At 70.2% G+C, this 17,406-nt stretch carries 19 protein-coding genes; 11 read left to right on the top strand and 8 right to left on the bottom strand.

Going from position 1 to position 17,406, the window contains the following annotated elements; translation table 11 throughout:
- Positions 1-46 precede the first annotated feature (46 nt).
- Positions 47-1,147 carry an NADH:flavin oxidoreductase/NADH oxidase gene (locus B378_RS0111735; protein WP_017343974.1) on the bottom strand — a complete coding sequence of 367 codons (1,101 nt, stop codon included), beginning with the start codon at positions 1,145-1,147 and terminating at the stop codon, positions 47-49.
- Positions 1,148-1,260: 113 nt separating this feature from the next.
- On the opposite strand from B378_RS0111735, the gene B378_RS17130 reads away from it, so the two are divergent.
- The gene (locus B378_RS17130; RefSeq protein ID WP_017343975.1) at positions 1,261-1,428 is read left to right on the top strand and encodes a hypothetical protein; all 168 of its coding nucleotides are present in this window, start codon (positions 1,261-1,263) and stop codon (positions 1,426-1,428) included.
- A 58-nt stretch (positions 1,429-1,486) separates the two neighbouring features.
- Here B378_RS17130 and B378_RS0111745 read toward each other — a convergent pair whose 3' ends face one another.
- The 5 genes from B378_RS0111745 to tbsP form a co-directional block, all read right to left on the bottom strand.
- Positions 1,487-2,077, bottom strand: a complete 591-nt coding sequence (locus B378_RS0111745) for a response regulator (protein WP_017343976.1) — start codon at positions 2,075-2,077, stop codon at positions 1,487-1,489.
- 233 nt (positions 2,078-2,310) lie between these two features.
- Positions 2,311-3,588: an aminotransferase class V-fold PLP-dependent enzyme gene (locus B378_RS0111750; protein ID WP_017343977.1), complete on the bottom strand. Its 1,278-nt coding sequence runs from the start codon at positions 3,586-3,588 to the stop codon at positions 2,311-2,313.
- 142 nt (positions 3,589-3,730) lie between these two features.
- The gene (locus B378_RS0111755; protein WP_017343978.1) at positions 3,731-4,069 is read right to left on the bottom strand and encodes a cupin domain-containing protein; all 339 of its coding nucleotides are present in this window, start codon (positions 4,067-4,069) and stop codon (positions 3,731-3,733) included.
- Positions 4,070-4,146: 77 nt separating this feature from the next.
- Positions 4,147-5,838, bottom strand: coding sequence for a YcaO-like family protein (locus B378_RS0111760; RefSeq protein ID WP_017343979.1), 1,692 nt, complete (start codon positions 5,836-5,838; stop codon positions 4,147-4,149).
- 148 nt (positions 5,839-5,986) lie between these two features.
- Positions 5,987-6,808 carry a transcriptional regulator TbsP gene (gene tbsP, locus B378_RS0111765; protein ID WP_017343980.1) on the bottom strand — a complete coding sequence of 274 codons (822 nt, stop codon included), beginning with the start codon at positions 6,806-6,808 and terminating at the stop codon, positions 5,987-5,989.
- A 290-nt stretch (positions 6,809-7,098) separates the two neighbouring features.
- Here tbsP and glyA point away from each other — a divergent pair, with 290 nt between their 5' ends.
- The 8 genes from glyA to B378_RS0111805 all read left to right on the top strand — a co-directional run bounded on the left by glyA (position 7,099) and on the right by B378_RS0111805 (position 13,895).
- Complete coding sequence (gene glyA, locus B378_RS0111770) at positions 7,099-8,346, top strand: serine hydroxymethyltransferase (RefSeq protein WP_017343981.1); 1,248 nt, start codon at positions 7,099-7,101, stop codon at positions 8,344-8,346.
- 92 nt (positions 8,347-8,438) lie between these two features.
- Positions 8,439-8,849, top strand: coding sequence for a DUF3054 domain-containing protein (locus tag B378_RS0111775; protein ID WP_017343982.1), 411 nt, complete (start codon positions 8,439-8,441; stop codon positions 8,847-8,849).
- Between the two features lie 183 nt (positions 8,850-9,032).
- Positions 9,033-9,272 (top strand): hypothetical protein, encoded by a 240-nt coding sequence (locus B378_RS0111780; RefSeq protein WP_017343983.1) that lies wholly within the window; start codon positions 9,033-9,035, stop codon positions 9,270-9,272.
- A gap of 58 nt (positions 9,273-9,330) precedes the next feature.
- A complete protein-coding gene (locus B378_RS0111785) occupies positions 9,331-10,332 on the top strand; it encodes an ornithine cyclodeaminase family protein (RefSeq protein ID WP_017343984.1) in 1,002 nt (333 codons plus the stop codon).
- Positions 10,333-10,368: 36 nt separating this feature from the next.
- Complete coding sequence (locus B378_RS0111790; protein WP_017343985.1) at positions 10,369-10,896, top strand: metallophosphoesterase; 528 nt, start codon at positions 10,369-10,371, stop codon at positions 10,894-10,896.
- Between the two features lie 92 nt (positions 10,897-10,988).
- Positions 10,989-11,234: an AbrB/MazE/SpoVT family DNA-binding domain-containing protein gene (locus B378_RS0111795; protein ID WP_017343986.1), complete on the top strand. Its 246-nt coding sequence runs from the start codon at positions 10,989-10,991 to the stop codon at positions 11,232-11,234.
- Positions 11,234-11,662: a type II toxin-antitoxin system VapC family toxin gene (locus B378_RS0111800; protein ID WP_017343987.1), complete on the top strand. Its 429-nt coding sequence runs from the start codon at positions 11,234-11,236 to the stop codon at positions 11,660-11,662. The genes B378_RS0111795 and B378_RS0111800 overlap by 1 nt, the downstream gene beginning before the upstream one ends.
- A 511-nt stretch (positions 11,663-12,173) precedes the next feature.
- Positions 12,174-13,895: an aldehyde ferredoxin oxidoreductase family protein gene (locus B378_RS0111805; RefSeq protein WP_017343988.1), complete on the top strand. Its 1,722-nt coding sequence runs from the start codon at positions 12,174-12,176 to the stop codon at positions 13,893-13,895.
- Positions 13,896-13,919: 24 nt separating this feature from the next.
- Here the strand turns inward: B378_RS0111805 and B378_RS0111810 are convergent, their stop codons facing one another.
- Both B378_RS0111810 and B378_RS0111815 read right to left on the bottom strand, forming a co-directional pair.
- Positions 13,920-15,566 carry an ATP-binding protein gene (locus tag B378_RS0111810; protein WP_017343989.1) on the bottom strand — a complete coding sequence of 549 codons (1,647 nt, stop codon included), beginning with the start codon at positions 15,564-15,566 and terminating at the stop codon, positions 13,920-13,922.
- Positions 15,567-15,568: 2 nt separating this feature from the next.
- Positions 15,569-16,342: a DUF5806 family protein gene (locus tag B378_RS0111815; RefSeq protein ID WP_017343990.1), complete on the bottom strand. Its 774-nt coding sequence runs from the start codon at positions 16,340-16,342 to the stop codon at positions 15,569-15,571.
- 106 nt (positions 16,343-16,448) lie between these two features.
- On the opposite strand from B378_RS0111815, the gene B378_RS0111820 reads away from it, so the two are divergent.
- Together B378_RS0111820 and B378_RS0111825 are read left to right on the top strand one after the other, a co-directional pair.
- The gene (locus B378_RS0111820) at positions 16,449-16,817 is read left to right on the top strand and encodes a universal stress protein (RefSeq protein ID WP_017343991.1); all 369 of its coding nucleotides are present in this window, start codon (positions 16,449-16,451) and stop codon (positions 16,815-16,817) included.
- Positions 16,814-17,392: a GNAT family N-acetyltransferase gene (locus B378_RS0111825; RefSeq protein WP_017343992.1), complete on the top strand. Its 579-nt coding sequence runs from the start codon at positions 16,814-16,816 to the stop codon at positions 17,390-17,392. The genes B378_RS0111820 and B378_RS0111825 overlap by 4 nt, the downstream gene beginning before the upstream one ends.
- Positions 17,393-17,406 lie beyond the last annotated feature (14 nt).

The following is a 17,406-nucleotide window of genomic DNA, read 5'->3' on the forward strand; positions in this document are numbered from 1 at the left end:
GCGTGTGGTTCTCACCCCTCGCTGCGAGGGGGACCAGTCGGCCCGCTCAGTCGAAGCGCCCGCGGCGGTACTGGACCGGCCAGTCGGCCTCCTCGCCGAGCTCGTGAGCGGCCTCCAGCGGCCAGTAGGGGTGCCGGAGCATCTCGCGGCCGAGCGCCACGAGGTCGGCCCGCTCGTTCCGCACGAGCGCGTCGGCGTGGGTCGGCTCCGTGATCCCGCCGACCGCGGCGACGGGCACGTCGGTCCCCTCGTGGATCGCCTCGGCGTACGGGACCTGGTAGCCCGGGCCCGCGCTCGGAATCTCCTGGTCGGGGTGGATCCCGCCGCCAGAGACGTCGATCAGGTCGGCGCCGGCCTCGGCGAGGAGGGGCGCCAGCCGAACCGAGTCGTCCACGTCCCACGAGTCGCGGTCGGGGAGCCAGTCCGTCGCGGAGATGCGGACGAAGACGGGCTTCCCGTCGGGCCAGACCTCGCGCACGGCCTCGACGACCTCGCGCACGAGCCGGGTCCGGTCCTCGAAGCTCCCGCCGTACTCGTCGTCGCGGTCGTTGGTGACCGGCGACAGGAACTGGTGGAGCAGGTAGCCGTGGGCGGCGTGGACCTCCGCGACCTCGAAGCCGATCTCGTGCGCGCGCTCCGCGGCGGCCGCGAACGAGTCGATCACCTCGTCGATCCCCTCCCCGTCGAGCCCGTGGGTGTCGGCCAGTTCGTCCTCGTCGACGTCCGGGTGCGGGTACGGCTCGTCGGTCGCGGAGACGGTCTCCCAGCCGTCGGCCTCGTCGACGGAGATGGGACCGCTCCCCTCGGCCGGCGGGCGGTGCGACGCCTTCCGGCCGGCGTGAGCCAGCTGGATCCCCGGCGTCGCGCCCTGTGAGCGGACGAACTCGACGATCGGTTCGATCGCCTCGGCGTGCTCGTCGGACCAGATCCCGAGGCAGTTCGGTGTGATGCGGCCGCGGTCCTCAACGGCGGTCGCCTCCGTCATCACAACCCCCGCGCCGCCGGCGGCGCGGGCGCCGAGGTGGACCCGGTGCCAGTCGTTCGCCAGCCCCTCGTCGGCGGAGTACTGGCACATCGGCGATAGCATCACGCGGTTTCGGAACTCGGTGTCGCGAAGCGTAAGCGGCGTGAACAGCGTGTCGGTCACGGACGGACGAACGACCGCCCCGAGGTAAGTCCCTCCGATCCCCCGCGCGGATCGCCGCCGCCGGTTTAGGCCGACCGAAATCTATAACACCACCGGTCCCTGAGCGGACGGTAATGACAACGGGAGACCGGATCGAGCGGGACGCCGACGCGGCGGCCGACGAGCGGCCGACCGTCGCCGCGACCCGCTGTTCTCAGGAGCGGACCGTCTTCGCCGAACAGGGCAACACCGACGCGTGGATCGCGACCGACCTCACGGTCGACCTCGACCGCGAGCGATAGGGAGCTTCACGGCGCCTCTCGCGGACGGCAGCGTCCGCGCCGTGCGGCGCCGCCGCCCTCACTCCTCGGAGCGGAGCCGTTCCCCGGGCGAGCCGGGCGTCCGCGGCGTCTGCGCGACCGGCGGCTCGGCGCCTCCCGCGCGGCCGCCACGCTCGTCGACGAGCGCTCGGACCCGGTCCAACACTGCGTCGAACCGGCCGCGGTCGGCCCCCTTCTCGAAGTAGGCGTCCGCACCGGCGCCGAACGCCGCGGCCTCGCGCTCCTCGCTCGGACACGTGGTGTTGAAGACGACCGGCAGTCCGCTGCCCGCCCCGCGGAGCCGCTCCGTGAGCTCGATCCCGTCGCCGTCGGGCAGCAGCTGCTCGGTCACGACGCAGTCGACCGCGACCCGCTCCCCGTCGATTTCGACTCCGGCGTCGAGAGCGTCGAGCGCGTCCGCGAGGCGCTCCACGGAACGAACTCGCACGCGGTCGGTGAGCCGCGCCGCGAACACCTCCAGCAGCTCGGCGGAGCGCGCGTCGGGCTCGACTTGGAGGACGGTGATCGGCGCTCCGCGGTCTTCCGCGTCGGCCTCGGGCGGCTCGGTTCGATCGGCGGCTGCGTTCGCGGCTGCGGACGTGTCGGACGGCGGTGTGGTGTGGTCGGTCATGCGTTGTGTGGCGGGCGACGTCTCGTCGGAGGGCGACTTACTACGTCGGTAGTTACTTTCTTCGTACGTAATCGCCGCGGGGTCGTAATAATAATACCGCGATCACCGTTGTCACACCGCTTAGCGCCGACTATTCGGTGGTATTACTACGAAAACACCGGACGAGAACGGGACGGGTACTCGATCGCGCGCCCGCCCCTCCGATCGCGGGGACGAGCCGCGGGAACGGCCGCTCAGGCGAACAGGTCGCGCGCCTCGCGGACCGCGTCGACGAGGGCGTCGACCTCCTCGACGGTGTTGTAGAAGTAGAAGGAGGCGCGCGCGGAGGCGGCGACGCCCATCTCGTCGTGGAGCGGCTGGGTGCAGTGGTCGCCGGCGCGGATCGCGACGCCGTAGTCGTTGAGGATGCTGGAGAGGTCGTGGGCGTGGACGCCCTCGACGTTGAACGCGACGAGGCCGCCGCGGTCGTCGCCGGGCGGGCCGTAGATCTCGACGCCGCCGAGCGCCTCCAGCTCGTCGTAGGCGTACTCGGCCAGCAGGTCCTCGTGGGCCTCGATCCGGTCCATCCCGACCTCTTCGAGGTACTCGATCGCGGCCGCGAGACCGATCCCCTGCGCGATCGAGGGCGTCCCGGCCTCGAACTTCCACGGGAGGTCCTCCCAGGTGGAGTCCTCGAAGGAGACGCGGCGGATCATGTCGCCGCCGTAGAGATAGGGTTGCATCCCCTCTAAGATCTCCTCGCGGCCGTAGAGGGCGCCGATCCCGGTCGGGCCGCACATCTTGTGGCCGGAGAAGGCGAGGAAGTCGACGTCTAACTCCGCGACGTCGACGGGGCGCGTCGGCACCGACTGCGCGGCGTCGGCGAAGATGTAGGCGTCGTGATCGTGGGCCATGTCGGCCAGCTCGCGGATCGGGTTCACCGTGCCGAGCGTGTTCGACACGTGGACGACGGACACCATCTCGGTGTCGTCGTCGATGAGTTCCGCCGCGTGGTCCATGTCCAGTCGCCCCTCGTCGGTGACGTCGATGAAGCGCACGTCGGCGCCGGTCCGCTTACCGATCTGCTGCCAGGTGACGAGCGAGGCGTGGTGCTCCATCTCGGAGAGGACGACGTTGTCCCCGGGACCGAGCTCTTCGAGGCCCCACGCGTAGGCGACGAGGTTCATCGCCTCCGTCGTGTTCTTCGTGAAGACGATCTCCTCGCGGCCTTCGGCGCCGATGAAGTCGGCGACAGCGTCGTGAGCCTCCTCGTAGGCGACCGACGCCTCTTGGCTCAGCTGGTGGATCCCGCGGTGGACGTTGGCGTTGTAGCTCCGGTAGTAGTCGGAGATGGCGTCGACGACCGGGTCGGGCGTGTGCGAGGTCGCCGCGTTGTCGAGGTAGACGAGGGGAGTGTTGTCGCCCTCGCCTTCCCCGGCCGTCTCCGGGTCCCCGCCGACTTTCCGATCGAGGATCGGGAAATCGGCGCGGAGCGCCTCCACGTCGAACGGGTACTGTTCTTGAACTCCCATTACCCCTAATCGGGGCCCGAGGACTAACACACCTTCGGTCCGGTACGTCTTGCAGGTATCGCTGACGCGCGGAATCGCGCGTTTCGCGGCGGTTCGCGCCCGAACTCGCCCCGCACTCGACCCGGCCCGGACCGCCCCCCACCTACTCCTGCCAATCGGGGTTCGCGCGCGGCGGCGAGAAGATGTCGAACCCCACGACCGGCTCGTCGGTACGGTTCTCGGCCGCGTGCGGCTCGCCGCCGGGGATCACGTAGGTGTCGTCGGGGCCGACGACGCGCTCCTCGCCGTCGACGACGAACGTCAGCCGCCCGGCCGTGATCACGCCGATCTGCTCGTGCGGGTGGTCGTGTTCGGGCACCGTCGCGCCCGGTTCGATCTTGAACCGCTGGATGCTCATTCCATCGCCGACGGCGCCCTGCGTGAGGAACACGTCGTCGACCGCCTCGACCGCCTCGACGTCCGCGTCGGGTACGACGTCCATACGACCTCCCGCGACCCGGAGGCACCTAAATCCGCGGGAACGAGAGGCTCCCCCTCGTCACGAGAACGGGACGCCCGTCACGGGAACGGGTGGTACGGTCGGTCGAGCGCGGGCTCGAACCCCATCGACCGCGGCACCTCGCTCGCGCGGTCGCCGAAGAACGGCTCGCCGGTGAACAGCGGCTGCGCGCCGGGAACTAGGACGCGGACGGCCTCGAACCCCAGCGCTTCGAGGTCGCGGGTCGTCACCCGCGCGACGTACGGGTCGAGCCCGACGCTCTCGACGCGGTCGATCGCGGCGTCGAGCTCCTCGGTCCCCGACAGCTCCGGCTCGCCGAGCCCCTCGGCCGAGACGGTCGCGTCCGGGTCGAAGAACGCGGCCGTCTCCGCGGGGCGGTCGGCGTGGTGACCGATCGCGGCGCCCTGCTCGTCGGCCGCCTCCCGCCCCATCGAGCGGAGCTCGGTCCAGTTCTGGAGCGCCTCCGCGAGCGCGCTCCGCGCCGCCGCGGCCGGGTCGAGGTCGGCGCCCGACCCCGCGGCGAACCGCGGCCAGTCGCCCGTTCGACTCACGCCGACCGCGACGACCGGCACGTCGACGTCGGTCGTGACGAGCAGCGGGGTCACCGACAGCGACTCCGCGCGGGCCCGCTTCTCCAGCTCGGCGAAGCCGGGGTCGTCGAGGTCGAGCCCGAGCGGCTCCGTCGTGGAGTACCAGCTGGTCATCGTCGCGTCGCGCTCGATCGCCTCGTACAGCCCGGAGAGCGCCGCGTCGGGCCCGGAGCTACCGAGCCCGAGCCCCGTCGTGATCGCCGGGCGATACCGGTTCTCCGGCGGCGGGAAGCCGACGAACTCCGCCGGGAGGCTCGCGGGGTCACCCGTCCCGAGGCGCTCGCCGCGGACCCACGGGAGCCGGTCGTCGCGGTCGTACGCCTCGGCGCCGTCGGGGCGGACGAACGCGTCCGGGGTGACCGGGTTCGGGACGTTCGCGGCCGGCGCGCGCGTGAACTCGGCCTCGCGGTAGACGCCGGCCGCGTACCGCTCTAACCCCTCGCCGAGCGCCTTCATGAACGCGGCGTCCCAGTCGGCGGCCGCGCCGCCGCCGAAGTCGGCCGCGTCGGCGTCGGAGAAGGGGGTCGTGTCCGCCACCCGCGCGACGTAGTACGGCAGCGGGAACGACTCCTGCTCGCCGACCTCGCGCAGCGCGCCGATCCGGGGGTCGACGGCCCGCTCCGCGCGGTCGATCGCGTCGTCGAGCCTCCGGTCCGCGTGGTCGCGCGGGAGCGCGTCGCCTGGGTCCGCGCCGCAGCCGCAGCCCGGCGCGGGCAGCAGCGTCCGCTCGGCGCCCGGCACCTCGACGACGGTGTCGGCCACCGGGTCGCCGGCGAGGAGTCGAATCGCCCGTCGCCCGGCCACCGCGCCGGCGTAGCGCACCGCGGACCGACGGCCGGCCGGCGCGTCCGCCGGCTCCGGGCCGCCGCTCTCGACGCGGACGCGCAGGCAGTCGTAGCAGGCGTCGTCGAAGACGGTCACCGCGGCGTCGAGGTCGTCGAGGGGGACGCCGCCGAGCCCGCCCACCTCGACGGCGACCCACCGGTCGAGCAGCTCGTTCGCGGTCGCGAACGCCGACGAGCCGGCGGTGTCGACGACGACCGCGAGGTCGAACCCGTCGAGCAGGTCGGCCTCGACGGGCATCGCGTTCACGTCGACGTCGCCGAGCGCGGCCTCGGTCGCCTCGACCGCGGGCCCGTCGCCGACAAGTCCGATATCCATACCCGGTCGACGCGAGGCGGCGAAAAAAAGGCGCGGGGTCCGCGGCGGGCGCCCGGACGCGTGACGAGACTGCGGCGGGAACGGGAAACGGCGTTGCTGCGGCGGGAACGAGAAAGGGTGTTGCTGCGGCGGGAACGAGGAACGGCCTTCAGGCGGGCGTCGCGGCCATCATCTCTGCGGCCTCGTCGGCCAGCTCCGCGGCGTCGACGCCCTCGAGGCGCTCGTCGCCGAGCTTCAGGCGGAGCCGGGGGCGGCCGACGTCGATCGGGACCTTCTCGGTGTCGATGATGCCGAGGTCCTCGAGGCGCGTCTTCGTCCGGGAGAACGTCGCCTTCGAGGCGATGCCGACGTCCTCGCCCCACTTCGAGATGTCGTAGAGCAGCACGTCGTTCTTCGCCGCGACGAGCAGCGAGACGGTCACCTCGTCGAGGTCGGCGCCGCCGTCGCGCTCGGTCGCGTCGAGGACGGCGTCGAAGTCGGCGCGGGCCGCCTCGCCGATCTCCGATTCCATCGTCTCGCGGACCCGGCTGATCGCCGGCGTGCGGAGCGTGTACGGCTCCGCATCGTCGAACGCGCCGCGGTGGGAGTCGTACACCTCGTCGACGAACTCCTCGTCGTCGGTCGAGAGCGCGGCGACGCCGTCTCCCGCGGTGACCAGGGCGACGACCCGGGACGGGGAGACGAACAGCGCGTTGTCGACCTCCCCGTCGAGCACCCGGATCTCTAAGGCGCCGTCGGCGACGAGGTCGGCCGCCCGGGACGCGACGACGAAGTCGTCCATGACGTCCTTGAGCGTGCGCTCGTCGGCGAGCATCGACAGCTCCGGGAGGTCGTCCCGCCCGACCGCGGTCTCGACCAGCGATACGATCGTCTCTGCGGAGGGGTCCACGACGAGCAGCTCGTCGTCGCCCCCGGCGAACGCCGCTTCGAGCGCCGCCTCGACGTCGGCCGCCAGTAAATTCGACACCATTTATCTCTTCGTATAAAAGCCGGTTGCGTATTTAATATTAACGGGGTTTATGTAACGAACAACGCACGCAGCAGGCCTCAAACCACCGAAAACGGCCGATACGCCCGGTCGAAAATTGGGCCCCGTCTCGGGGGGCGCTTCCGGGCCGACAGTCTTCTCTCGGGCCGGCGGTTTCTCTCGGGAGGTCGCTCTCGGGCCGGCCGTCGGTTCGGGGCCGCGTCCGCGGGCGGCGCGCCGGCAGTTCCGCCGGCGACGGAAGGATTAATGCGCGGTCGCGCCCGCGTTCGCACATGGACCACGAGCACGTCCGGGAGGTCGACCCGGCGGTCGCCGACGCGCTGGCGGGCGAGCGCGACAGACAGGAGCAGACGCTCGCGATGATCGCGAGCGAGAACCACGTGAGCGAGGCGGTACTGGAGGCGCAGGGGAGCGTCCTCACGAACAAGTACGCCGAGGGCTACCCCGGGTCGCGCTACTACGCCGGCTGCGAGTATGCCGACGATGTCGAGGAGCTGGCGATCGAGCGCGCGAAGGAGCTGTGGGGCGCCGACCACGTCAACGTCCAGCCCCACTCCGGGACGCAGGCGAACCAGGCGGTGTACTACTCCGTCCTCGAGCCGGGCGACAAGATCCTCTCTTTGGACCTCAACCACGGCGGCCACCTCTCGCACGGCCATCCAGCGAACTTCACGGGGCAGCTGTACGACGTCGAGCAGTACGAGGTCGACCCCGAGACGGGGTACATCGACTACGAGGGGCTCCGCGCCGCGGCCGAGTCGTTCGAGCCGGACATCATCGTCTCGGGCTACTCGGCGTACCCCCGCACCGTCGACTGGGAGGAGATCCAGGCGGCCGCGGACGCGGCCGACGCCTACCACCTCGCGGACATCGCGCACATCACCGGGCTCGTCGCCGCCGGCGTCCACCCCTCGCCGGTCGGCGTCGCCGACTTCGTCACGGGCTCGACCCACAAGACGATCCGCGCCGGCCGCGGCGGGATCGTGATGTGCGACGCGGAGTTCGCGGACGACGTCGACTCGGCGGTGTTCCCCGGCGGGCAGGGCGGCCCGCTGATGCACAACGTCGCCGGCAAGGCGGTCGGCTTCAAGGAGGCCCTCGAGCCCGAGTTCGAGGAGTACGCGCAAAACGTGGTCGACAACGCCGAGGTGCTCGCGGAGACGCTTCAGGAGCACGGCCTCTCGCTGGTCTCCGGCGGGACGGACAACCACCTCGTGCTCGCCGACTTACGCGACTCGCACCCCGACCTCTCGGGCGGCGACGCGGAGGACGCGCTCGCGGCCGCGAACATCGTCCTCAACGGGAACACGGTCCCCGGCGAGACGCGCTCGCCGTTCGACCCCTCGGGGATCCGCGCGGGCACCGCCGGGCTGACGACGCGCGGCTTCGACGCCGATGCGATCGAGGAGGTCGGCGACCTGATCTACCGCGTCGTCGACAACGTCGACAGCGAGGACGTCATCTACGAGGTCGGCGAGCGCGTCGTCGAGCTCTGCGAGGCGCACCCGCTGTACGAGTAGCGGCACACCGGCTGGCGACGTCGCAGTCGCCGGTGCTCGACTGCCCGACCGAATCCGTGCGTACAAAGTAGGGGGGAGCCCGACGGGTCGGTATGGCCGACTCGTCGTTCCTCGCAACACGCCTCGACCGCGCCGCCGTCCCCCTCGCGGTCGGCGACCTGATCGCGCTGATCGTCCTGTTGACGATCGGTGCGATCAACCACAGCAGCGTCGAGTTCCTGTCGTCGAACCCGCTCTACCTGCTCGAAGTGTTCGCGCCGTTCCTGATCGCGTGGGCCCTGATCGCGCCGCTCGTGGGGGCCTATTCCGCCGGCGCCGTCGAGACCGCGAAGTCGTCGGTCCCGCTCGTGATCCGGTCGTGGATCCCGGCCGCCGTCGTCGGGCTGGCGCTCCGCGCGTTCGTCTTCCGGGGCGGCGCCGCGCCCGCGTTCGTCGTCGTCATGCTGGTGCTCGGCTCGGTCGCACTCGGCGGCTGGCGCGCGGTGTACTTCAAGCTCCGGTAGCGTTCTCGGCCGATTTCTGGGCTCGAAAGTTGTTTCTTCCACCTTTTGGCGATCTCGACCCGCGTCGACGACACCTCCTTCCGGCTCATAAGTTATGAGTTACATCTGCGTGTTCACGAACGAACTCTCACCGAACACCGGGAAAGATTTAATATGGATTTTCCACTAGTATTCAACGACAGCATGACTGGATACTACGACTACGTCCTCGGGCTTATTCCGGCAGCACTGATCGGCGTGACCGCCCTCCTCAATCTGGTCGGGTTGTCGTTGATCTCGGCGCTGCCCGCGGGCGCGGTGGCCGCCGCCACCGTCATGGCCCACGCGATCTTCGTCAGGGCTCCAGTCGCCACCGACGCGTCGGCGGACGCGTCGCGCTCCGGTCGGGGAGGGGCCGGCTCGGGCGGGCGGTCGTCCGCGTGAGCTCTCGCCGTTCGCCGCGTCCTGTACCGTTTAGTTCCCTCGCCCCGACCGGGCGAGCATGACGGACGCCCTGTTCCTCACGAGCGCCGAGGTAGACGACCTCGCCGAGCCGGCCGACTACGTCGCCGCCGTGCGCGACGCCTACCGACAGGTGGGCGAGGGAGCGCCCGCGGAGCCGCGGACGAAGCTGTTCAACCGCGAGCCGCCGGGGATGTTGACCACCTACGCCGCCCTCCTCCCCGAGACGGGCGCGATGGGCGGGTACACGTACTCCGCCGGCTTCGGCGCGGAGGACGCGTGGTTCATGACCCCGCTGTTCGACGCCGAGTCGGGCGCGCCGCTCGCGCTGCTCGACGGCGCGTCGATGAACCCGTTCAAGACCGGCGCCGCCGGGGCGGTCGCGGTCGACGCGCTCGCTCGCGAGGATGCGACCGAGCTCGCCGTGATCGGCAGCGGCGCACAGGCGCGCGGGCAGGTCGCGACGACCGCGACGGTCCGCGAGTTCGAGGCGGTGCGCGTCTTCTCGCCGACCCCGGAGCATCGGGAGGCGTTCGCCGCCGACTTCGACGACCGGCTCGACGCCGACGTGTCGGCGGTCGGGAGCGCGAGCGACGCGCTGGCGGGCGCCGACGTGGTGGTTACCGCGACGACCGCGAGCGACTCCGTGATCGACGACGCCGACGTGGAGCCGGGGACGCACGTCACCGCGATGGGCCAGTACCACCCGGAGAAGAACGAGCTGCCGCCGGAGCTCGTCGCGCGGGCGACGTACGTCCCCGACCTCCGAGCGCGCGCGACGCAGGACGCCGGCTCGTACCTCGCCGCGGTCGAGGCCGGCCTGATCGCGGAGGGCGAGGGGATCGCGGCCGACCTCGGCGAGGTCGTCGCGGGCGACCACCCCGGCCGGACGAGCGACGAGGAGGTGACCGTCTTCGACTCCGGCGGGAGCGGGGTCGAGACGGTCGCGGCCGCGTACATGCTTTATAAACGGGCGAGCGAGAAGGGGCGCGGGCAGACCATCGACTTCGCGCCCGCGAGCGAGGCGCTGACTGGGGAGTAGGCGCAGGTTGAAGTAGCGCGGCGGCGTCCGGTCGGTATGCTGATCGGCATCGTCTCCGACACGCACGACGACCTGACCGCGGTCGAGGCGGCCGTCTCGCTGTTCGAGCGCGAGGGGGTCGACGCGGTCGTCCACTGCGGTGACTTCGTCGCGCCCTTCTCAGTGACGCCGTTCGACGCGGATTTCGACTTCCACGCCGTCCGCGGGAACAACGACGGCGAGTGGGCGGTCGCGTCGACGGTCGAGGCGTTCGGCGCGTACCACGGTGAGGCCGCCGCGCTCTCCTTTGATGGTGCGAGCGGAACCGACGGCGTCGATGTCGCGGTCACTCACGGGACCAGCGACCTCGTCGTCGACGCGCTCGTCGACTGCGGCGACTACGACTACCTGTTCCACGGGCACACCCACGCGCACGGCGTCGAGGCGCGGGACGGGACCGTCCGCGTGAACCCGGGCGGGCTTCCCATCCCGGTCGAGGGTGCGGACGACGCGTTCCGGGTCGCGACGCTCGACACGGCGGAGTCCGGGGCGGACGCCGTGACGCACCACGTCCTCGACGGATAACTCCGGAAGCGACGGTGAAGACGCATCATCGACTGCCTACTTCTTCCACATGTGGAGAAACATGTATGAGAGTCGAACCGGAATATCCCGGTATGGCGACTGAGGAGAGGTCCGAAGAAACGACGGTCAGCGATCGGGGGATGGTCACGATCCCGGCAGACCTCCGCCAGCGACTTGACATCGAGCCGGGTGACAAGCTCCGGTGGACCACAGACGAAGACGGTGCGCTCTCGGTCGAAATCGTCCATCAACGAGAGGGCGTGTTCGACGACTTCGAACCCGTGGACGCCGGCGAGACGAACGCCGTCGAAGCGGAGGCCGAGTTCGGAGGCGAGTGATGGCAGTCGCCCTCTTGGACACGAACGTCCTCTTCGCCAGTGCTAGTGCCCGCGACGAATACCACGACCGCGCTCTGGAGATCGTCCGTGGGATCGACCACGGGGAACTACCGAACGCCGTCATAACGGACTACGTCGTCGCGGAGCTACTGAACCTCTCTCGCGAGAAACTCGGCCCAGATGCCGCGAACCGACTGCTGGATCGGCTTATCGAGGGCGCACATTTCGAGATTGTTCACTCCCCGCAGGTGGATTTCAACGCCGCACAGCCGCTTTTCCGCCAACACAACGAACTCTCGTTCGTGGACGCGACCATCGCCGCGTACCTGAATCGGGAAGGAGTTGAGTATCTCTATTCCTTTGACGACGACTTCGACGTGGTCGAGGGTTTCACACGCTTGGAGACCGCTGACAACCCTTTCAGTTAGCTGGTTCGGAGTGAGTGACTTTGTCACGAACTCTTCAATATCTCTGGGGTAGGACCGCCAAATCCCCGGTCCTCTGGCTATTTATCGCCGATAGCGGATAGACGGCAAACACCTCCAAAGCCCCAGCCGCTCGCTTATAAACGACTGATCGCGGATCGACGGCGAACACCACCAAAGCCCCAGCCGCGAGGACGGCGCACACTCGTTGCGCTCCTCGTCACTCGCTACGCTCGTTCCTGCGGTGCTTACGTCGTCTGCGCCGTCCTCGCGACTGCCCCTTTGAATCCCGCCCCGCACCGCACAGCACCTCACGCCTCCCCAGCCTCGTCAGCCGCCCGGAGCGAAGCGAAGGGCGGCTGACTCCCTCGCGGGCTCCTCGCGGCCGCCGCTGGCGGCCGCTCGGAGGCACGCCACCGCACCGCTTTTTATAAGCCATCGCACTGCCGCGATCCAGTATTTAAACCGCATCCCCACCCCGAGTTTTATCGCCGCTCGTTCGCTCTGTTCGTCCATGAGACACGCACAGGGGCCGCTCCTCACGATCGACCTAACCGAGCGGACCGCGTCGACGGAGCCGATCGACGATCGGCTCGCGTCGTTCGTCGGCGGCCGCGGGCTCAACACGTCGCTCGCGTACGACCGGATCCCGTTCGACGCCGACCCGCTCGGCCCGGAGAACCGGCTGTATTTTTCGACCGGTCCGATGCAGTACTCGACGACCTCCTACACCGGCCGGATGGCCGCCACGGGCCTCTCGCCGCTCACGAACGGGCTGCTGTCGTCGAACGCGGGCGGGTTCCTCTCGCGGAACTTCACCGGCGCGGGGTACGCGGCCGTCGAGATCGTCGGCGCGAGCGACGACCTGCTCGCGGTCCACGTCCGCGAGGTCGGCCCGGACGGCGAGCCGGACGTGACGTTCGAGGAGGTCCCGGACTTAGAGCAGGCGGAGGTGTCGGCGGTCTCCGACCGGTTCGCGGAGACGCGCGACCTGGAGCCCGAACACGTTGCCTGCGTCGGCCCCGCAGGGGAGAACGAGGTGCGGTTCGCGTCGGTGATGACCTCGGACACGCGGGCGTTCGGGCGCGGCGGGCTGGGGGCCGTCCTCGGCTCGAAGGGCGTGAAGGCGCTCACGTTCGACGGGGATAGCGAGGCCGAGATCGACCTCGACTGGCCCGACGAGGCGGGGGAAGTCCACCGCGAGGCGGCCACCTCCGACTCGATCATGAAGCGGCAGGGGACGACGAGCGTGACGGAGCTCGCCAACGAGGTGGACGCGCTCCCCTCCTACTACTTCGCCGAGACCTCCTTCGAGGGCGTCGAGGACATTTCCGGCGACCGCGTCGAGGAGAAGAAGTACAAGAAGGGGACCTGCTCGCAGTGCGCGTTCGCCTGTAAGCTCCCGACGCGTGACGAGGAGACCGGCGTCGAGACCGAGGGCCCCGAGTTCGAGACCGTGATGGCGTTCGGCTCGAACGCGGGCGTCGACGACGTCGTCGACGTGATGGCCGCGAACGAGCTGTGCGACGAGCTCGGGATGGACACCATCTCCTGTGGCGACGTCGTCTCGATGTTCCTGCAGAGCGAAGACGAGTTCGGCAACGCGGAGCTCGTCCGCTCGCTCGTCGAGCAGATCGCTTACCGCGAGGGGGTCGGCGACAAGCTCGCGGAGGGCGTCCACCGCGCCAGCGAGGAGTTCGGCGCCGAGGACTGGACGGTGAAGGGGATGGCGTTCTCCGGCCACGACGGCCGCGCGCTCAACGGGCAGGGGCTCGCGTTCGCGACCGCGAACCGCGGCGCCGACCACATGTACGGGGAGTTCTACCCGTACGAGTACCCGCTCGTCGACCCCGACGACGCGCTCGACCCGCAGGGACTCGACGGGAAACCTCCCAAGCTCGTCGCGAAGGAGAACCGCAACGCGGTGCTAGACTCCGCCGTGATCTGTAAGTTCTCGCGGGGCACCGTCACCGACGACCGGCTTGCCGCGCTGCTCGACGCCGACTACGACGCCCTCCAATCGCTGGGCGCGCGGATCGTCGAGTTGGAGCGCGCGTTCAACAACGCCCGCGGCTTTGACCGCGCCGACGACACGCTCCCGTACGCCGACGCGATCGAGGGGTTCGACGACGCCCTCTCGGAGTACTACGCGCTCCGCGGCTGGAACGACGACGGCACCGTCCCGGGCCACGGCGACGGCCTCGACGCCGGGAGCCGAGCGACGGCCGACGACTGAGCCGGAGTCTTTCCCGCTGCTCGCCTACTCGCCGCCCGACTCGACGTCGACGCCGCGGAACTCGAACCGGGCGCCGCCGCGTTCGCCGTCGACCAGTTCGACCGTCCAGCCGTGGGCGTCCGCGACCTCGGCGACGATCTTCAGCCCGAACCCGGTGCCGTCGGGGTCGGTCGTCACGCCCGCCTCGAACACCTCCTCGCGGTCGGCCGGGTCGATCCCGGGGCCGTCGTCCTCGACGTAGAACCCGTCGCCGTCCGGGAGCGCGCCGACCGTGACGGTGACCGTCTCGCCGACGTGTTCGACCGCGTTGCCGAAGAGGTTCTCTAAGGCCTGCCGCAGGCGGCTGCGGTCCGCCTCGACGACCGCGTCCGTCTCGACCGCGAGCGTCGCCGACTCGGTGTCCGCGGTCTCCCAGCACTCGGCGGCGAGGTCCGCCAGCGGGACGGGCTCGGTCTCGTCGATCCCAGACCCCTGTCTCGCCAGCGCGAGCAGGTCCTCGATGAGGGCGTCCATCCGGTCCAGCGAGCGCTTCACCGCCCCGAGCTCCCCGACGTCGATCGACTCGTCCGCGAGCCGGTCGCTGACGATCTCGAGGTTCCCGGCCGCGACGTTGAGCGGGCTCCGCAGGTCGTGTGAGACGAGGCTGGCGAACTCCTCCAAGCGGTCGCGCTCGCGCGCCACCTCCTCCTCGCGGCGCCGGAGCTGCCGCTCCCGTTCGATGCGGACGAGCACCATCGTCACCGTCGCCGCCCAGATGCGCGCGACCGCGAGATCGGAGTCGTCGAAGGCGTCGGGAGCGGTCGCGCCGACGTTCAACACGCCGTACCGACCGAGCGGGACGACGAGTTCGCTGCGGATCGTCGCGTCGTCGTCGTAGCGGTCCGGGTCGTCGCCGACATCCGCCACGTAGGTCGGCTCCCCGCTCTCGAACACGTCCCACGTAATGCTCCGCTCGCCGGCCGCGAACGTCGGGTGGTCGCCGACGACGGCGTCCGCCGTGTCGGTCCAGGCGATCGGTTCGAGGGCCTCTTCCCCCTCGTCGTACAGCCAGATCGCGGCGATCGGATGACCCAACACGTCGTCGACGTACGACACCGCCGCCTCGGCGGCCGCCCCCCTGTCGGTCGTCTTCAGCAGCTCTCGGGTCGCTTCGTGGAGGGATTCGAGCGTCTCCGTGCGGCGCTGGAGCGCCAGCCGCCGCGTCCGCTCGTTCGAGACGTCGATCGCGGTGACGACCGCGTACGGGTCGCCGTCGATCTCGAACGGGCCGACGCTGACCCGGACCGGGACGAGGACGCCGTCGCCGCGGCGGACGGCCAGCTCGAACCCGTCGGCGAGCGACCGCGCCTCGCCGGCGCGCGTCGTCTCGATGAGCGCCCGCACGTCGTGGCGAGAGTCCGCTGCCTCCCTCTCGCTCGGCTCGTTGCTCCCGAAACCACTGGCTCCGGTGCTGTCGTCGTCGACGCCGGAGGGCGGCGCCGACCCGCCGCCGCCCCAGTCCAGCTCGGTCGGATCCTCGAACACGTCGCCGATCGACCGCCCCGAGAGGTCATTCGGGTCGAGCCCGAACACCGCTTCGACGCTCGGCGTCCCGGCGTGGACGACGCCGTCGCCGTCGACGACCAGCGTCGGGTCCGGCGTGGCGTCGATCGCCTCGGGGAAGCGGTCCATGGTCACTCGTCCGCCGGCGTGTGAACGTGACCGCACTCGGGGCAGCGAACCTCTTCGCCGCGGAGGTCCGCCGAGGAGGCGCGCACCTCGCGCATCACCTCGCTAATCCTATCTTCGGCCTCTAACTCGTCGGCGACCGCGAGGTCGACGCCCTCCACTTCGAGGAGGAACTTCGCGACCTCCGTCACCTCGTACATCATCTCGTCTAAGTCCTCGGCGGTGAAGAAGCCGGACATCGCGCCGTAGAGGAACGTTGCGCCCGCCTTCGTCACCTTCTCCTCGAAGGAGTAACGGGCCTGGTTGACCGCCTGCGGCGTGTACGTGTCGGTCATGAAGGGGACGAGCTCGGGGAGGTTCTCGCCGATCTTCGTCATCTCGACCCCCGTCTCGGTGCGGAAGTCCGCGCAGAGCCGCGCTATCGCCCACTCGCGGGCCGTGATGTACGTCCGGTCGCGGAGGAACTCGTTGACGCGCTCGTAGCGCGCGCCGTCCATCTTCTTGAACCGCTCGTACTTCTGGACATCCCGCGGCACGTCGTCGGACTCGTCGTCGGTCGCGGTCGTATCCTGATCGCCACCGGTCGAATCCTGCTCGTCAGCGTCGGCCGCGTCCGGCCCCGCGGCCGGTGTCTCTTCGTCCGTTCCGTCACCCGCTCGGGAGTCGGGCTCCCCGTCGTCGCCCTCGGCGGGGGACCGGTCCTCGGAGGGTGACCGGTCCGCGGCGGAGTCGCCGGTCTCGCCGGCCGAGTCGGCCGCCGAACCGGTGTGATCGGTCATACATCCGAAACTCCGCGGGCGGGCAAAAGCCTTGTCGGTGGTCGCCCGCTCGGGGATCCACTTTTGCGGAGATCCACTTTTGTACCGCCGCGTGGAGGAATGGGGCATGAAGGTGCTCTGCGGGATCGGCGGCAGCGACGACTCGTTCCGCGCGCTCGACCGGACGGTCGAACGGGCGGCGGTCGCGAACGACGACCTGACGATCGCCGTGGTCGACAACGAGGACTCCTCTGTGTCGCCCGACGAGGTCGTCGAACGTGCCGAGGCGGCGGCGGACGAGGCCGAAATCGACGCCGAGGTCCGACGGGTCGAGGGCGACCCGGGGAGCCGGCTGGTGGAGATCGCCGAGACCGAGGGGTTCGAGGAGATCGTCTTGGGCGGCGGCCACACGAGTCCGATGGGGAAGATCACGATCGGGTCGATCGCGGAGTTCGTCCTGCTGAACGCGAAGACGTCGGTCACGCTGGTCAGATGAGCGACCGAGGCTACCCGAACGCGGTGGCGGACGAGTTCCCGCCGCCGCCGACCGCGTTCACGGACCGCGAGGACCGCGAGATCGAGATCCGGCCGTACGAGGGCGAGGAGGCGGTCCGCGAGGCGCTCGTCGAGATGTACGACGCCTTCGACCCGGCCGACCGCGCGCAGGGGATCCCGCCGGGCGGCGAGGAGCGCATCCGCGAGTGGCTCGACGCCATCCTCTGTGACGACTGCTACAACGTGATCGCCTGGTGCGGTGACGACGCGGCCGGCCACGCGACGCTCGTCCCCGACGGCGACGCCTACGAGCTGGCGATCTTCGTCCACCAGGAGTACCAGCGCGCCGGGATCGGCACCCACCTCATCCGCGGGCTGCTCGGGCACGGGCAGGCGAACGGCGTCGAGAAGGTGTGGCTCACCGTCGAGCGGTGGAACCGCGCCGCGGTCTCGCTGTACAAGAAGATCGGCTTCGAGACCTCCGACGCCGAGAGCTTCGAGCTGGAGATGGGGCTGCGGCTTCACGCGGGCGACGACGAGGACGCCGATCCCGATCCGGACGACGGCGACGAGTAGCGTTGGCCGGAATC

Origin of the sequence: Halorubrum sp. T3 (assembly GCF_000296615.1) — an archaeon.
Lineage (GTDB): Archaea > Halobacteriota > Halobacteria > Halobacteriales > Haloferacaceae > Halorubrum > Halorubrum ruber.

Coding starts and splice junctions, on each gene's coding strand:
- B378_RS17130 (WP_017343975.1), top strand. CDS start 1,261: ATGACAACGGGAGACCGGATCGAGCGGGACGCCGACGCGGCGGCCGAC.
- B378_RS0111745 (WP_017343976.1), bottom strand. CDS start 2,077: ATGACCGACCACACCACACCGCCGTCCGACACGTCCGCAGCCGCGAAC.
- B378_RS0111750 (WP_017343977.1), bottom strand. CDS start 3,588: ATGGGAGTTCAAGAACAGTACCCGTTCGACGTGGAGGCGCTCCGCGCC.
- B378_RS0111755 (WP_017343978.1), bottom strand. CDS start 4,069: ATGGACGTCGTACCCGACGCGGACGTCGAGGCGGTCGAGGCGGTCGAC.
- B378_RS0111760 (WP_017343979.1), bottom strand. CDS start 5,838: ATGGATATCGGACTTGTCGGCGACGGGCCCGCGGTCGAGGCGACCGAG.
- tbsP (WP_017343980.1), bottom strand. CDS start 6,808: ATGGTGTCGAATTTACTGGCGGCCGACGTCGAGGCGGCGCTCGAAGCG.
- glyA (WP_017343981.1), top strand. CDS start 7,099: ATGGACCACGAGCACGTCCGGGAGGTCGACCCGGCGGTCGCCGACGCG.
- B378_RS0111775 (WP_017343982.1), top strand. CDS start 8,439: ATGGCCGACTCGTCGTTCCTCGCAACACGCCTCGACCGCGCCGCCGTC.
- B378_RS0111780 (WP_017343983.1), top strand. CDS start 9,033: ATGACTGGATACTACGACTACGTCCTCGGGCTTATTCCGGCAGCACTG.
- B378_RS0111785 (WP_017343984.1), top strand. CDS start 9,331: ATGACGGACGCCCTGTTCCTCACGAGCGCCGAGGTAGACGACCTCGCC.
- B378_RS0111790 (WP_017343985.1), top strand. CDS start 10,369: ATGCTGATCGGCATCGTCTCCGACACGCACGACGACCTGACCGCGGTC.
- B378_RS0111795 (WP_017343986.1), top strand. CDS start 10,989: ATGGCGACTGAGGAGAGGTCCGAAGAAACGACGGTCAGCGATCGGGGG.
- B378_RS0111800 (WP_017343987.1), top strand. CDS start 11,234: ATGGCAGTCGCCCTCTTGGACACGAACGTCCTCTTCGCCAGTGCTAGT.
- B378_RS0111805 (WP_017343988.1), top strand. CDS start 12,174: ATGAGACACGCACAGGGGCCGCTCCTCACGATCGACCTAACCGAGCGG.
- B378_RS0111810 (WP_017343989.1), bottom strand. CDS start 15,566: ATGGACCGCTTCCCCGAGGCGATCGACGCCACGCCGGACCCGACGCTG.
- B378_RS0111815 (WP_017343990.1), bottom strand. CDS start 16,342: ATGACCGATCACACCGGTTCGGCGGCCGACTCGGCCGGCGAGACCGGC.
- B378_RS0111820 (WP_017343991.1), top strand. CDS start 16,449: ATGAAGGTGCTCTGCGGGATCGGCGGCAGCGACGACTCGTTCCGCGCG.
- B378_RS0111825 (WP_017343992.1), top strand. CDS start 16,814: ATGAGCGACCGAGGCTACCCGAACGCGGTGGCGGACGAGTTCCCGCCG.